General features: G+C 60.9%; 15 protein-coding genes. 9 read left to right on the top strand and 6 right to left on the bottom strand.

Features of this window, described 5'->3' with window-relative positions; genetic code table 11:
- Positions 1-146 precede the first annotated feature (146 nt).
- The 3 genes from SFY93_RS26715 to SFY93_RS26705 form a co-directional block, all read right to left on the bottom strand.
- On the bottom strand, positions 147-1,370 hold the full coding sequence (locus tag SFY93_RS26715; RefSeq protein ID WP_320445220.1) for an ABC transporter substrate-binding protein: 1,224 nt from the start codon (positions 1,368-1,370) through the stop codon (positions 147-149).
- Positions 1,371-1,600: 230 nt separating this feature from the next.
- Entirely contained in the window at positions 1,601-2,149 is a 549-nt protein-coding gene (locus tag SFY93_RS26710; RefSeq protein ID WP_068735058.1) for a sigma-70 family RNA polymerase sigma factor, read from the bottom strand.
- On the bottom strand, positions 2,149-2,346 hold the full coding sequence (locus SFY93_RS26705) for a NepR family anti-sigma factor (protein WP_068735402.1): 198 nt from the start codon (positions 2,344-2,346) through the stop codon (positions 2,149-2,151). Before SFY93_RS26705 ends, SFY93_RS26710 begins: the two co-directional genes overlap by 1 nt.
- 237 nt (positions 2,347-2,583) lie before the next feature.
- Here SFY93_RS26705 and SFY93_RS26700 point away from each other — a divergent pair, with 237 nt between their 5' ends.
- From SFY93_RS26700 to SFY93_RS26680, 5 genes are all read left to right on the top strand, one after another.
- Positions 2,584-3,384: a response regulator gene (locus SFY93_RS26700; RefSeq protein ID WP_068735059.1), complete on the top strand. Its 801-nt coding sequence runs from the start codon at positions 2,584-2,586 to the stop codon at positions 3,382-3,384.
- A gap of 315 nt (positions 3,385-3,699) precedes the next feature.
- Positions 3,700-4,530, top strand: a complete 831-nt coding sequence (locus tag SFY93_RS26695; RefSeq protein WP_120291931.1) for an ABC transporter ATP-binding protein — start codon at positions 3,700-3,702, stop codon at positions 4,528-4,530.
- Positions 4,531-4,543: 13 nt separating this feature from the next.
- Positions 4,544-5,446 carry an ABC transporter permease gene (locus SFY93_RS26690; protein ID WP_231081067.1) on the top strand — a complete coding sequence of 301 codons (903 nt, stop codon included), beginning with the start codon at positions 4,544-4,546 and terminating at the stop codon, positions 5,444-5,446.
- Positions 5,443-6,573 (top strand): ABC transporter permease, encoded by a 1,131-nt coding sequence (locus SFY93_RS26685; protein ID WP_414716989.1) that lies wholly within the window; start codon positions 5,443-5,445, stop codon positions 6,571-6,573. The genes SFY93_RS26690 and SFY93_RS26685 overlap by 4 nt, the downstream gene beginning before the upstream one ends.
- A gap of 31 nt (positions 6,574-6,604) precedes the next feature.
- Positions 6,605-7,585 carry an ABC transporter substrate-binding protein gene (locus SFY93_RS26680; RefSeq protein WP_320445219.1) on the top strand — a complete coding sequence of 327 codons (981 nt, stop codon included), beginning with the start codon at positions 6,605-6,607 and terminating at the stop codon, positions 7,583-7,585.
- Positions 7,586-7,594: 9 nt separating this feature from the next.
- Here the strand turns inward: SFY93_RS26680 and SFY93_RS26675 are convergent, their stop codons facing one another.
- A complete protein-coding gene (locus SFY93_RS26675) occupies positions 7,595-8,506 on the bottom strand; it encodes a LysR family transcriptional regulator (protein ID WP_120291763.1) in 912 nt (303 codons plus the stop codon).
- Between the two features lie 201 nt (positions 8,507-8,707).
- Here SFY93_RS26675 and SFY93_RS26670 point away from each other — a divergent pair, with 201 nt between their 5' ends.
- The 4 genes from SFY93_RS26670 to SFY93_RS26655 all read left to right on the top strand — a co-directional run bounded on the left by SFY93_RS26670 (position 8,708) and on the right by SFY93_RS26655 (position 12,400).
- Positions 8,708-10,042 carry an acyclic terpene utilization AtuA family protein gene (locus SFY93_RS26670; protein ID WP_320445218.1) on the top strand — a complete coding sequence of 445 codons (1,335 nt, stop codon included), beginning with the start codon at positions 8,708-8,710 and terminating at the stop codon, positions 10,040-10,042.
- 2 nt (positions 10,043-10,044) lie between these two features.
- Positions 10,045-10,374, top strand: coding sequence for an AtuA-related protein (locus SFY93_RS26665; RefSeq protein ID WP_320445217.1), 330 nt, complete (start codon positions 10,045-10,047; stop codon positions 10,372-10,374).
- Between the two features lie 62 nt (positions 10,375-10,436).
- Complete coding sequence (locus SFY93_RS26660) at positions 10,437-11,663, top strand: ABC transporter substrate-binding protein (RefSeq protein ID WP_093756826.1); 1,227 nt, start codon at positions 10,437-10,439, stop codon at positions 11,661-11,663.
- 329 nt (positions 11,664-11,992) lie between these two features.
- Positions 11,993-12,400, top strand: coding sequence for a hypothetical protein (locus SFY93_RS26655; protein ID WP_089265433.1), 408 nt, complete (start codon positions 11,993-11,995; stop codon positions 12,398-12,400).
- Between the two features lie 21 nt (positions 12,401-12,421).
- On the opposite strand, the gene SFY93_RS26650 is transcribed toward SFY93_RS26655, so the two are convergent.
- Both SFY93_RS26650 and SFY93_RS26645 read right to left on the bottom strand, forming a co-directional pair.
- Positions 12,422-12,901 (bottom strand): hypothetical protein, encoded by a 480-nt coding sequence (locus SFY93_RS26650; RefSeq protein ID WP_320445216.1) that lies wholly within the window; start codon positions 12,899-12,901, stop codon positions 12,422-12,424.
- Positions 12,902-12,994: 93 nt separating this feature from the next.
- Entirely contained in the window at positions 12,995-13,366 is a 372-nt protein-coding gene (locus SFY93_RS26645; RefSeq protein WP_175368300.1) for an ElaB/YgaM/YqjD family protein, read from the bottom strand.
- Positions 13,367-13,405: the final 39 nt, after the last annotated feature.

Here is a 13,405-nt window from a genome sequence, read left to right as displayed (position 1 = left end):
ATTTTTATTCGTCTTGTTTTGCGGGCCTTTGCGGCTCCGGCCGGATTGAACACCGTTCGCGTGTATGCGGCAACAAAAAGCCCCTCGCGATGACACCGCGAAGGGCTGCTTTATTGGGCAATGGATATGCCGTCCCCCGGTATAATTCAGCGGCTGATCTCGCCCGAGATCACAGGGCCAAATAACTCCCATTTGTCGCCCTTGAAGCGCATCATCTGCAACTGTTCGATCGGGTAGAAATCAGTCGCGGACGTGTTGAGCTTGACGCCCGGCAGCATCGTGTCCGGCGCGAAGTCCTTCAGGCTGGCGGCCTGCTTCATCACATTGGCGCGGGTGAGATCGTCGCCGGCCTGCTTCAGCACCTGAACCATGGTCTGAGCTGCGCCGTAGCCATAGACCACGGAGATGTCGTTGCGGCGGGCGTCCGGCGCGTATTTTGCGAGGAAGGCGTAGAAACGTTGCATGCCGGGGTCATTGTCCCATTGCGGGTCGGAGCCGTCCTTGGCGTAATAGGCCGACAGGATGCCTTGGGCGATGTCCTGTCCGGCCGGCTTCAGCACGGAGCTGATCGAGGCGCTGGCATAGCCCTGGATGTAGAGCGGCTTCCAGCCGAGTTCGGAGACCTTGCGGATACTCTGGACCGCCGACTTCGGTGTCGTGACGCTGATGAAGGTATCGGCGCCGGAGGCTTTCAGATTGATGATGTGGCTATCGATGGTCGGCTCGGTGACCTCATAGCTTTCGGCGGCGATCAGCATGCCCCCAGCTTTGTCGCCGAGATCCTCTTTCAGGCCCTTCAGCACGTCCTTGCCGAGGTCGTCGTTCTGATAGAGCACCGCGATCTTCGCGTCGGGCTTTTCGTTCAGCAGATATTTCGCATAGATGCGGCCCTCGCTCTCATAGGGCGGCTGCCACGCCATCGTCCACGGGAAAGCCTTGTGATTGCCGAAATAGGTTGCGCCGGCGGCGACGAACAGTTGCGGCACTTTCTTGATGTTGAGATATTTTTGGATCGCCGCATTGGACGGTGTGCCTAGTGGGTTAAACACCACGAGCACCTCGTCCGATTCCACCAGCTTGCGGGCCTGCTCGACGGCCTTGGCCGGATTGTAGGCATCGTCATAGCTGATGAAATTGATCTTGCGGCCGTTGATGCCGCCCTGATCGTTGATCATCCGGAAATAAGCGGCCTCGATGATGCCCGCGATGCCATAGGCCGAAGCCGGCCCGCTATAGGGCATGATGTTGCCGATCTTGATCTCGGTGTCGGATGCGCCGGGATCGTATCGCTTCTGCGCGAGGGCATGGCCGGCGCAGGCGATGCTCAGTGCGGCGGCAAGCGAGATTGTTCGTGGTCGAAAGGCAGGCATCCCGGGTTGGTCCTCGTACAGCAGTCGCGAGGCGTTAATGGCATGTGCATCAACAAAAATCCCCGGCGATGTGAGCGCGAGGGGCACTTTCTGTGTGGCGGAAAGATGGTGGCGGTTCCTTCGCCCCGATTGCGGAAGAAGTCGGTGCGCTGCTGATACACTCATACCAACTCGCACAAAAAAAGCGGCCACCGAAGTGACCGCTTGTCTTGCCTCAATTGCGGATCGAACTAACCGCCCGATCCGCCGATCACTGCGCGGACGGTATCGTCCGGGCCGAAGTCTTCCGCGCCATCCACGTAGAGAAGAGCGCTGAGCTTCGAACGCGCGCGGTTGACGCGGCTCTTGATGGTGCCGACGGCGCAGCCGCAGATCGTGGCCGCGTCCTCATAGGAGAAGCCCGATGCGCCGACGAGAATAAGCGCTTCGCGCTGATCCTGCGGAAGCTTCTCAAGCGCCGCGCGAAACTCCTCAAATTCCAGATGGGCGTTTTGTGCCGGCTGGGTCTTCAGAGTCTTGGCATAGCTACCGTCCGCATCCTCAACTTCCCGTCGCCGCTTGCGATAGTCCGACCGGAACAGGTTGCGCAGAATGGTGAACAACCACGCAGGGAGATTCGAGCCGACCTGGAAGGAGTCGATATTGGCGAGAGCGCGCAACAGCGTTTCCTGAACGAGGTCATCGGCCCTGTCACCGTTGCCGGAGAGCGAGATCGCGAAGGCGCGCAGGCTAGGCACCGACGCCAGAATGTCGTCGCGGAGTGAGTCTGTGAGAGGCATTATTCCCCTCCTTCATTTTTGCCGGGATCGCCAGCGATCTGGGCTTGAGCCTCAGCCCCGTCCAGCTTGCGGATCAGCTCCGCAAATCGGTCTGGCACGCCCTGTCGCACGACATCGTCGTACATAGCGCGCAACTGATGCCCGATCCGTGACTGGATTTCGGCGTTTAATCCGCCCTTTGGCTTCACATCTTTCATGACCCGTTCCACATTCCCCAGAAGACATGTCCCTGGAATTTGAGAAATTTTCTTGATTTTTGAAGCCTTTGCGGCGTCTGTCGGCGATCTAATGCGGAGCGTGGCCGAAAGTTCCGACCCGATGGAACTTTTGTCTGGCTGGGGCGTAAACAAGCACAACGAGGGAGCCGGATTGTATCCGAATACCCCTTCGACTTTGACGTAGAGTCGTCTTTGACCAGACAGGATGGAGTGGGGATGTCCCGATCACAGCTCGTAGCTGAACACTTGCCGCTGTTGCGGCGCTATGCCCGCGCCCTCACAGGTAACCAGGCCTCAGGCGATGCCTATGTAGGCGCCATGCTGGAAGCGTTGCTGCAGGACCAGTCGTTGCTCGACGAGCAACACGGAGCCCGTGCCGGCTTGTTTCGCCTGTTCACCCAGATTTGGAACTCTGTCGCCTTGAACGACAATCCGGACGTCGCGCCGCTGCAGGCCGCGTCCGAGAAGCGCATTTCCAACATCACCCCGCTGCCACGACAGGCCTTCCTGTTGCTGTCGCTCGAAGGCTTCTCGGAAGAGGAAGTCGCCTTCGTACTCGATGCTGATGTGGCGGAAGTGCGTACACTGGCCGATACGGCCGGCCGAGAAATGGCCGCCGAAATCGCCACCGACGTTCTCATCATCGAGGACGAGACCTTCATCGCGATGGATCTCGAAAGCCTCGTGAAGAATCTCGGTCATAACGTCATCGGCGTTGCACGCACTCATGCAGATGCGGTTGCGCTCGCAAAGAACAAGAAGCCCGGCCTGATCCTCGCCGATATCCAGCTCGCCGATGGCAGCTCGGGTCTTGATGCGGTGAACGAGTTGCTGCGTATCTTCGAAGTGCCGGTAGTCTTCATCACCGCCTATCCGGAGCGTTTCCTGACTGGCGAACGTCCGGAGCCGGCCTTCCTGATCTCGAAGCCGTTCCAGCCCGCGATGGTCTCGGCCGTCGCCAGCCAGGCGCTGTTCTTCCAGCGCAACTCAAAGAACAAGACAGCCAAGGCATCCTGATTTCAAGGCGCCCTAACTTCGGGCGTCCTGATCTCGCTGGTATTGATTGACATCGAAGCGGCTAGGCCATGTGCCCGGCCGCTTTCGTTTGGCCAGAAGCCATCCAGAGCGCGCCGGATGATACCTGCTCAATAAGTCCTCTTCGCTTGCGCAAACTATCAGCGGGCAGAAGGAGGGGGCTGACAGTATTGTGTTGATGCAGCGATCAATGCCGATATCATCCCTCGATAAGCGGCAAATTGCCACGTCCCGCAGGGCTCATAGGCTTTGACGGGGTGGCGGGGCTGCGTGACCCTTCTGGTCGAACCGGTGCGCATGAACTCAACTGCCGACGCTGAACCTCATATCTATCAATCCACAGTGACACGCCCCGTTGCGGTCGATGTCAGCAAGGTGTCGCTCACTTTCGATACGGCCGACGGCAAGGTCGAAGCGCTATCCAATGTCGATCTGCAAATCAGTGGCGGGGAGTTCGTCTCCTTCATCGGTCCCTCCGGCTGCGGCAAGACCACGCTGCTGCGTGTGATCGCGGATCTGCAGCAGCCAAGCTCTGGGAGCGTCACTGTCAATGGCATGAGCGCGGAGCAGGCGCGGCTCGGGCGCAATTACGGTTATGTATTTCAGGCGCCGGCGCTGTTTCCCTGGCGCAGCATCGAGGCCAATCTCAAGCTGCCGCTGGAGCTGATGGGCTTTTCGCCGACCGAACAAAAGCAGCGCGCCGCGCGCTACCTCGACCTCGTCAATCTCACCGGCTTCGAGCGGAAATTTCCCTGGCAGCTCTCCGGCGGCATGCAGCAGCGGGTTTCCATCGCACGGGCGCTGTCGTTCGATCCCGAATTGCTGCTGATGGACGAGCCGTTCGGAGCACTGGATGAGATCGTGCGCGATCATCTCAACGAACAGCTCCTGCAGCTCTGGGCCAAGACCCGCAAGACCGTGTTGTTCGTGACGCATTCGATTCCCGAAGCGGTGTTTCTTTCCACCAAGATCGTGGTGATGTCGCCGCGGCCGGGCCGTATCACTGATATCATCGACTGCAATTTCCGGCGCGACCGCACGCTGGAAATTCGCGAGACGCCGGAATTCATGGCGATCGCGCAGCGCGTGCGCACCGGGCTGCGCGCCGGACATTCCTATGACGAGTAGCACGGTGGATACGATGCCGGTCGCGCGTGCGGCATGGCGCACGCATCCGCTGGTCAAGGGTAGCGCGCCGGTGGTGACCATTGTCGCGGTGCTGATCGTCGTCTGGTACATCGGCGCCGTGCTGATGAACCTGTCGCTTGTGCGCGGCGGCTTCGAGCGCGAGGAAGCGCCTTACACGACGATGGAATTGCTGGAAGGCACCATGAGCGCGGAACGGCCGCTGCTGCCGGCGCCGCATCAGGTGGTCGGTGCTTTCATCGACGGCGTGTTCGGCTATGCGCCGACGGCGCCGCGTAGCCTCGTCTATCATTCCATGGTGACGCTGTCGGCGACGCTGCTCGGCTTCGCGCTGGGCGCGCTGCTCGGCATCGTGCTGGCGCTCGCCATCGTGCACAGCCGCGTGCTGGAGCGTAGCCTGATGCCGTGGATCATCTGCTCGCAGATGGTGCCCATATTGGCGCTGGCGCCGATCTTCATTGTGGTGCTCGGTGCCGTCGGCCTACAGGGCCTGCTGCCGAAATCGATCATCTCGGCCTATCTGAGCTTCTTTCCCATCACCATCGGCATGGTGAAAGGCTTTACCTCGCCCGATCCGATGCAGATGGACCTGATGCGCACATGGTCGGCGACATCTAGACAGGTGCTGTCGAAACTGCGCTGGCCATCGGCCGTGCCGTATCTCTTTGCCAGCCTCAAGGTCGCCATCACCATCTCGCTGATCGGCGCCATCGTCGCTGAACTGCCGACCGGTGCCGAGGCCGGCATCGGCGCGCGCTTGCTGGCCGGCTCGTACTACGGCCAGACCATCCAGATCTGGTCGGCGCTGGTTGCCGCAGCCGTTTTGGCTTCTGGTTTGATCGCCATCGTCAGCTATGCCGAACGCAAGGTGGCGCAGCGGATGGGGGCGCGTGCATGAATCGTCGCCAGATCCGCCTGGGCTTCATCATGTCGGCGGTGTGCGTGCTGATCACACTGATGCTGCCATTGCCGCTCTCGGGTGTGCCTGTCGCCGCGCTGATGGCGCGCCCGCTGACGTTTCTGCTGACCGGCGTCATTGTGCTTGTGTTCGCTTTCGCTGCCGGCTTCCGTGGCCTGCCTGCCATCGTGATCGGGCTTGTCGGCGCAGGCATCACTGCGGATATGACACTGATGCTGCTCCGCGATCCCTTGATCGTCGGCGATGCGGCATCAGGCTTCTGGATGGTGGTGATCGGCGTCTGGCTGGCGTCGTGGATCTGCGTTGTTGCGCTGGCCGGGCTGAGGCCGCGCAGCAGTGTATTCCGCAAGGCTATCGATCTGGCCATCCCGCTGCTGTTCGGTGCGGCCGTGTTCTATCTCTGGGAAGTTGTGGTGCGCGGGGCGGGCGTGCCGCCGGTGCTGCTGCCGTCGCCGAGCGCTGCCGCTACGAAATTCATGGCGTCGCTGCCGATATTGGGCGCGGATTTCGTGCAGACCTTCATCCGTGGTGTGCTGATCGGCTATGCCATCGGCTGTGGCGCCGGGCTTCTAGTGGCGATCCTCGCGCATCGCTTTGAATTTCTCGGCCGCGGGCTGCTACCCTTGGGTAACTTCTTCTCGGCACTGCCACTGGTTGGCGTCGCGCCGATCATGGTCATGTGGTTCGGCTTCGACTGGCCGTCGAAGGCCGCGGTCGTGGCGCTGGTGACATTCTTCCCGATGCTGGTGAATGCGTTGGCCGGTCTGCAAGCTGCCGGCGATATCGAGCGTGACCTGATGCGCTCTTACGGCGCGAGCTATGCCCAGACTCTCATCAAGTTGTATCTTCCCGCTGCTCTACCTTTCATCTTCAATGCACTGAAGATCAATGCCACACTGGCCCTGATCGGTGCCATCGTCGCGGAATTCTTCGGCACGCCGACGCAAGGCATCGGCTTTCGAATTTCCACCGAAGCCGGGCGCATGGCGCTCGATATGGTGTGGGCGGAGATCGCGCTGGCCGCGATCGCGGGAATGGCATTTTATGGACTTGTTGCGCTCGCCGAGCGCGTGACGACGTTTTGGCATCCATCGATGCGGACCTAGTTCGGCAGGTTCGCCAATTCTGGAGTTGAGCATGAAGAAGATCATGGCATTCGGCGCAGCGATGGCTCTCTCGCTCGGCTCCGCGCAAGCGGCGGACAAGGTCACCATCCAGCTCAAATGGGTCGCACAGGCCCAGTTCGCCGGCTACTTCGTCGCCAAGGAGAAGGGCTTCTACAAGGACGCCGGGCTCGACGTGACGATCAAGCCGGGCGGTCCCGATGTCGCCCCACCGCAAGTGATCGCGGGCGGCGGTGCCGATGTGGTGGTGGACTGGATGCCGTCGGCGCTGGCCTCGCGCGAGAAGGGCGTGCCGCTGGTGAATATTTCGCAGACCTTCAAGAAGTCCGGGCTCGAACTCACCTGCCGCGCCGAGACCGGCATCAAGAAGCCGACCGATCTGAAGGGCAAGGTCACCGGCGTCTGGTATGGCGGCAACGAATATCCGTTCCTGTCCTGGATGTCGAAGCTGGGCTACAAGACCGATGGCTCCCCGACGGGCGTCAAGATCATCAAGCAGGGCTTCAATGTCGATCCGCTGCTGCAGAAGCAGGCCGATTGCGTGTCGACCATGGCCTATAACGAATACTGGCAGGTGATCGACGGCGGCTACAAGCCGAGCCAGCTCACCGTGTTCAAATATGAGGACGAAGGCGTCGCGACGCTGGAAGACGGTCTCTGGGTGCTCGACAAGAACCTCAAGGACCCCGCCTTCGTCGCCAAGATGGCGAAGTTCGTAAAGGCGTCGATGAAGGGCTGGGACTATGCCAAGGCCAATCCCGACGAAGCCGTGAAGATCATCCTGGCTGGCGACTCCACGGGCGCCAAGACTGCCAAAGACCAGAAGCGCATGATGACCGAGGTCAGCAAGTTGCTCGGCGATGCCAATGGCAAGCTCGACGTCAAGGACTATGATCGCACGGTCGCGACGCTGATGTCTGGCGGTTCGGATCCCGTGATAACCAAGAAGCCGGAAGGTGCCTACAGCTTCGCAGTCTATGACGCGATGAAGTAATCGCGGGTATCAGCGGCGCGCAAATAACGGCTGCGCGCCGATTGACTTGGCGAGGTGATCGCCAAAGGCTTCACTGATCGGCGGCAGCGTGCGGCCGGCTTTCTTGATGATGGTGATGGCCCGCGAGAAATCCGCGACGTCGATCTGCCGCGAGCGCAGGTCCGGCTCCGCGCCGATCTCGCGAGCGGAGCCGGGCAGGATGGTGATGCCCAGGCCGGCGCGGACCATGGCGATAGCCGTCATCATATAGGTCGCTTCGCAGGTCGGCTGCGCGATGTGTCCCGCGATCAGGAAGGCGCTGTCGACGACCGCGCGGACGCTGGTCGCGGGATCCATCAGCACCAGCGGATATTTCATCAGATCCTCGATGGTGACCTTGCGGATGCCGCCGATCGGGTGCTTCGCCGGAAACACCACATGCATGCGGTCGCGCACTTCGAGCAGCACGTCCACGTCGTGACCGGTGACGCTGCCGCCCATGATGCCGAGATCGACCTCTTCTGAGCGGACGAGGTCAAGGACGCGGTTGGCGATCACGTCCTTCAGGACGAAAGATGCGCCGGGCTGCAACTCGCGAAACGACTTGATGGCCTCGGGCAGGGCACCTGCGGCGACCGAGGGAAGCGCCGCGATCCGGACGACGCCCCGGCGCTTGGCCGCGATATCGCGAGTATCCACGACGACGGCATCGAGATCGCGGATCATGCGCTGAAACACCGGCAGCAGTTCGCGGCCGACCCGCGTTAGTTCGACGGAGCGGGTGTTGCGATCGAACAGTTTCACCTCGAGGGTTTCTTCGAGGCGCCTGATCTGAACCGTCAGCGTCGGCTGCGCCAGATGCAGCAACTCCGCGGCGCGGGTGAAGCTGCCGGCTTGGGCGACGACGACGAAAGACCGGATCTGCCGGAGATTCACATCCATAGAGAATTTCTATCAATGGGATAGAATTAATTCAATTGAATAGAGGGAAGCTTCTGGCTTCAATGCCCGAAAGCGACATGCGCGTGATCGCCTGCTCGGGCCTGTGGCGTGTCCGTCAAAAAGCGATCGGGAGATGGGCATGCGGCGATCGCGTTATTCGCGATGTGACTGCAGGCAAGTTTGATCCAGGGAGAACTGCTCGTGCGCACCATCAGGATCGGATCTGGTGCGGGCTATTCGGGTGACCGGATCGAACCGGCAATCGAACTCGCCGAAAGCGGCGACCTCGATTATCTCGTCTTCGAGTGCCTTGCCGAACGCACCATCGCGCTGGCCCAACAGGACCGCTTGAAGGATCCGCAGGGCGGCTTCGATCCGCTGCTCGCCGACCGCATGAAGGCGGTGCTCCCGATCTGTCGAAAGAATGGCGTCAAGATCGTCACCAATATGGGCGCGGCGAATCCCGTCGCGGCGGCGCAGGCGACGCGTGACATCGCCAGGGCGCTCGGTCTGCCCGGTCTTAAGGTTGCGGCAGTAACGGGCGACGATGTGCTGGAACAGGCGCGCGCGTCCGATGTCGCGCTGGACGAAGGTGGCTCCGTGAAAGCGCTGGGCAACCGCGTGATCTCGGCCAATGCCTATACCGGCGCAGCGCCTATCGCCGAAGCGCTCGCCGGTGGCGCTGATGTCGTCATCACCGGCCGTGCGGCCGATCCGGCGCTGTTTCTCGGGCCGCTGGTGCATGAATTCGGCTGGGCGATGGATGACTGGGACCTGCTTGGCAAAGGCACCATGGTCGGCCATCTCCTGGAATGTGCTGGCCAGATCACCGGCGGCTATTTCGCCGATCCCGGCGTGAAGGATGTGCAGGGCCTCGCGCGGCTTGGCTTTCCCATCGGCGAGGTGCGTGAGGACGGCGATCTCGTCGTCACCAAGGTCGCGGGCTCGGGCGGCCAGATCACGCGCGCGACGGTGACCGAACAACTGCTCTACGAAATTCATGATCCGACCCGCTATTACCAGCCGGATGTGGTTGCCGATTTTTCGCAGGTGCGTGTCGAGGAGGTCGGACCGGATCGCATCCATGTCACAGGTGGAAGCGGAGCGCCGAAGACGGGCTTGCTGAAAACATCCGTCGGCTATCTCGACAGCTATATCGGCGAGGGCGAGATCTCCTATGCAGGTGCCAATGCCGTGGCGCGCGGGCGTCTGGCGCTTGAGATTGTGCGCGAACGCCTTGCGATCACCGGCGTGAAGATGACGGAGAGCCGGTTCGACCTGATCGGTGTCAATGCGCTGCATGGTGACGCCCTGGCCGAAGGCCGTGACCCCTATGAAGTCCGCATCCGCGTCGCGGGGCGCACAGACTCGCTCGCAGAGGCCGTGAAGATCGGCAATGAGGTCGAGACGCTCTACACCAACGGGCCTGCCGGTGGCGGCGGGGCCTGGAAATCGGCGCGCGAAATCGTCGGCGTCGCTTCGGCTTTACTGCCCGAAACTGTCGTGACGTCATCAGTCACATTCATGGAGGCCTGACCATGAAACTCCGTGAGATCGCGCATTCACGCAGCGGCGACAAGGGCGACAGGTCCAACATTTCTGTCATCGCTTTCGATATGGGGGACTTCGCGTTTCTGGCCGAGCATGTGACCGCCGATTGCGTCGCGGACCATTTCGGCGACACCATCACCGGCACCGTCACGCGCTATGAATTGCCGGCGCTCGGCGCGCTGAACTTCGTGCTGACGGGCGCGCTCGGTGGCGGTGTTGTGCGATCGCTCGCGCTGGATACGCACGGGAAGTCATTCAGCTCTGCGCTGCTTGAATTCGAGCTGCCGGACAAAGGAGCGTCATCCGGCTCACCATGATCTTCGTCACAGCAGGGCGACGATACTTTCATACCAAAAAACCAAAAACGGGAGGACTATTGATGAAGCGACGTACATTCCTGGCTGGCCTCGGTGCAACTGGCGTCAGCGCTGCAGTTTTTTCGCCGGCGATCGTTCGTGCTGCTGCGGATACTCCACTGAAGTTCGGTGTGCTGTCCGACATGACAGGCCTGTTCGCTGACAACGGCGGGCAGGGCTCGGTGGCGGCAGCGCAGCTCGCGATCGACGAATGCGGTGGCAAGGTACTCGGTAAGACGATCGAGCTGATCCAGGCCGACCATCTCAACAAGCCCGATGTCGGCGGCAATATTGCGCGCCAGTGGTATGATCAGGAAGGCGTTGACGTCATTCTCGACGTGCCGGTGTCGTCTGTTTGCATCGCCGTGCAGACCTTCGCCAAGGACCGCAACAAGATGTTCATCACGTCGGCCGGCGGTTCGGCGGATCTCAGCGGCAAGTTCTGCTCGCCGAACTTCATTCAGTGGACCTACAATACTTACGCGCTGGCCAATGTCGCCGGCAAGGCGATGCTTCAGCGCGGTGGCGACACATGGTTCTTCGTTGTTGCGGATTATGCCTTTGGTCAGGCGCTCGAGCGTGACGTAACGGAAGTTGCCGTGAAGGGCGGCGGCAAGGCGCTTGGCCGTGCGCCGCATCCAATCAACACGGCGGATTTCTCCTCGCAGCTTCTGACGGCCAAGTCGTCGGGCGCCAAGGTCATCGCCATCGCCAATGCCGGCAGCGACACGCAGAATGCCATCAAGCAGGCAGAAGAGTTCGGTTTGATGGGCGGCGATCAGAAGATGATTGCGCTCTTGATCGACGTGAATGACATCCGAAGCGTCGGATTGAAGAGCGCGCAAGGCCTGCTGGTGACGTCCGGCTTCTACTGGAATATGGACGACCGCACGCGTGCATTTTCCAAGCGTTACGCTGCCAAGATGGGCAAGCCGCCGAGCATGATGCAGGCCGGTGTCTATTCCTCGACGCTGAACTACATCAAGTCGGTGGAGGCCGCGAATACCAAGGATCCTGCCGCTGTGGTCAAGGATCTGCAGGGGCGCACCTTTGACGATGCCTTTCTGCGCAACGGCAAGCTGCGTCCGGACAATCTGATGGTCCACGACATGTATCTCGCCGAGGTCAAGAAGCCTTCCGAGGTCACCGATAGCTATGACGTGTTCAGAATCCTCGCCACGGTGAAGGGCGAAGACGCGTTCTCGCCGCTCTCGGCGAGTGCATGCCCAATGGTGATGAGCAAGAAGTAAGCCGAACAGATAACTCTATGAACCGAGCGTCGCGGGCAGAGAAATACCTTCACCCGCGATTCTTTCGAAGGGTGAGAGAGCCTTACCTATTCCTCAAAAGAATGCGGGGTGCAGCTGGCATCACCACAGCTCCACCCCGCGTCGCCGGTCAATTGGGGCAGGGGACGACCGGCTTCCGGGAAGACGCGCGAGGGTGAAAAGCGTTCCCGCGGGCGTCAAATTATTTAACACACGGTTAAGTGATCGCCGTTCTTGAACCCTAGAGCCTTGACGCACGTTCCTATTATGAGCGCCACGCAACGACGCGGCGCAGGGCAGGCGAGGCTCACATGTCAAAGGTATCCAGCTTGGTCTTGGGAATGGTCGCCGGAGCGACCATGTTCGGCGCCATCCAGTATGCTTCCGGCAATGATCTGCGGGGCACGCTGACCGATTCAGACAAGGCTGCGTCCAGCGGCGTCAACCGGGCTGCCAAGGGCGACCGGGCATCACTAATTACCACACAGAACGAGCAGAGCCAGACTCTCTCGTTCCGCGTTCAGGGGCTGTCGGATACGTCCGTCCTTCTGCGGATGGGCGTCGCGCCCGTGGTGGCTCCAACCAAGAATGAAGCCGTCAATATCCGGCCCCTCCCCATGAATGCCAAACCGCAGCGTGCGGCGGTGGGCTGCGAACCGCCTGTGAGTGTGCTCAGCGAGATGGCAAAGATGCTGCAGCCGGGTCGCTGTGTGACCTGATCTTCACGCTGACAATTTAAATCAATCGTCGGCGACCTCATCGGGGTCGCCGGTTTCATTCGTACCATCATCTGCCGCAGTGCTGCTGCGATTGGCCATATAGCCAAGTGCGACGCCGACCAGCGCTAGCAGCGGAATAACCTTCTTGAGGCCGAGCGTGCGCGCGATCTGAATGCCGGTCGCCACCAGCATCGGATCGATCAGCGGCGCATTCGCAGCAGCTCTGGCCGCTGCGCGCGCCGCGGCTGCTGCGTGCTCGCGGGCCTGCTTCTGCTTGGTCGCATAGATCTGTGCGAAGATCGCCGCGATGACCAAAAAGATGCCGGCGATGGTGAGGCAGGCCTCAATGACGCCGTAGCGCTGCATCACCGCGATGAAAGCCGCAATACACAGGAAGCAGAGCGCCACGAACCCAGCAAAGCCCGCCAGTGCCATGAGCGATGTCATGCGCAAGCTGTTGCCTGTGCTGTTCTTTAGATCGTCGATGATACCCTTCAGCATGGAAGCCCCCGAACCCGAACTCTAAAATACAAAGAAAACTGACGGCACCCTCGGGCGCCGCCAGTCATCACATTCCAATCCTGCGCATATGAATCAGCGGCGCCAAGCCATCCCGATCAGCACGCCGAGGCCGAGCGCCAGGCCGACTGCAGCCAATGGGCGCTGGGTGATGCTGTCTTCCAGCGTTTCCTCCAGTGAATAGGCTGCGTCATGCGCAGCATCGTAGGCCGCGCTGCCGCGCTCCCGCATGTCGGACATCATGTCTTCGGCGTCCGCACGGGCTTGCTTGACGCCGCGGCGGGCTTGTTTAGTAGCTTGGCCGGTAAAGGCATTAAGCGCGTCGGTGATCTGTTCGGTCAGGGCTGCAACATCGTTTTTCACGGCGGTGAGATCCTTCTGAAGGCGGCTATAGGTTGCTTTGTCGGTCAGTTTCTTGAGTTCATCCAGGCCATCGATATCCGCCATGCGAAGCTCCCCTGATACTGAAAATCCAATGCAGAAACG

The sequence above is a fragment of the Tardiphaga sp. 42S5 genome (assembly GCF_034044155.1).
GTDB lineage: Bacteria > Pseudomonadota > Alphaproteobacteria > Rhizobiales > Xanthobacteraceae > Tardiphaga > Tardiphaga robiniae.
The sequence above is the reverse complement of the archived record's forward strand: the minus strand, read 5'-3'. Positions and strand labels throughout refer to the sequence as shown.

Coding starts and splice junctions, on each gene's coding strand:
- SFY93_RS26705 (WP_068735402.1), bottom strand. CDS start 2,346: ATGAAAGATGTGAAGCCAAAGGGCGGATTAAACGCCGAAATCCAGTCA.
- SFY93_RS26660 (WP_093756826.1), top strand. CDS start 10,437: ATGAAGCGACGTACATTCCTGGCTGGCCTCGGTGCAACTGGCGTCAGC.
- SFY93_RS26680 (WP_320445219.1), top strand. CDS start 6,605: ATGAAGAAGATCATGGCATTCGGCGCAGCGATGGCTCTCTCGCTCGGC.
- SFY93_RS26645 (WP_175368300.1), bottom strand. CDS start 13,366: ATGGCGGATATCGATGGCCTGGATGAACTCAAGAAACTGACCGACAAA.
- SFY93_RS26675 (WP_120291763.1), bottom strand. CDS start 8,506: ATGGATGTGAATCTCCGGCAGATCCGGTCTTTCGTCGTCGTCGCCCAA.
- SFY93_RS26685 (WP_414716989.1), top strand. CDS start 5,443: ATGAATCGTCGCCAGATCCGCCTGGGCTTCATCATGTCGGCGGTGTGC.
- SFY93_RS26650 (WP_320445216.1), bottom strand. CDS start 12,901: ATGCTGAAGGGTATCATCGACGATCTAAAGAACAGCACAGGCAACAGC.
- SFY93_RS26665 (WP_320445217.1), top strand. CDS start 10,045: ATGAAACTCCGTGAGATCGCGCATTCACGCAGCGGCGACAAGGGCGAC.
- SFY93_RS26715 (WP_320445220.1), bottom strand. CDS start 1,370: ATGCCTGCCTTTCGACCACGAACAATCTCGCTTGCCGCCGCACTGAGC.
- SFY93_RS26690 (WP_231081067.1), top strand. CDS start 4,544: ATGCCGGTCGCGCGTGCGGCATGGCGCACGCATCCGCTGGTCAAGGGT.
- SFY93_RS26700 (WP_068735059.1), top strand. CDS start 2,584: ATGTCCCGATCACAGCTCGTAGCTGAACACTTGCCGCTGTTGCGGCGC.
- SFY93_RS26695 (WP_120291931.1), top strand. CDS start 3,700: ATGAACTCAACTGCCGACGCTGAACCTCATATCTATCAATCCACAGTG.
- SFY93_RS26710 (WP_068735058.1), bottom strand. CDS start 2,149: ATGCCTCTCACAGACTCACTCCGCGACGACATTCTGGCGTCGGTGCCT.
- SFY93_RS26655 (WP_089265433.1), top strand. CDS start 11,993: ATGTCAAAGGTATCCAGCTTGGTCTTGGGAATGGTCGCCGGAGCGACC.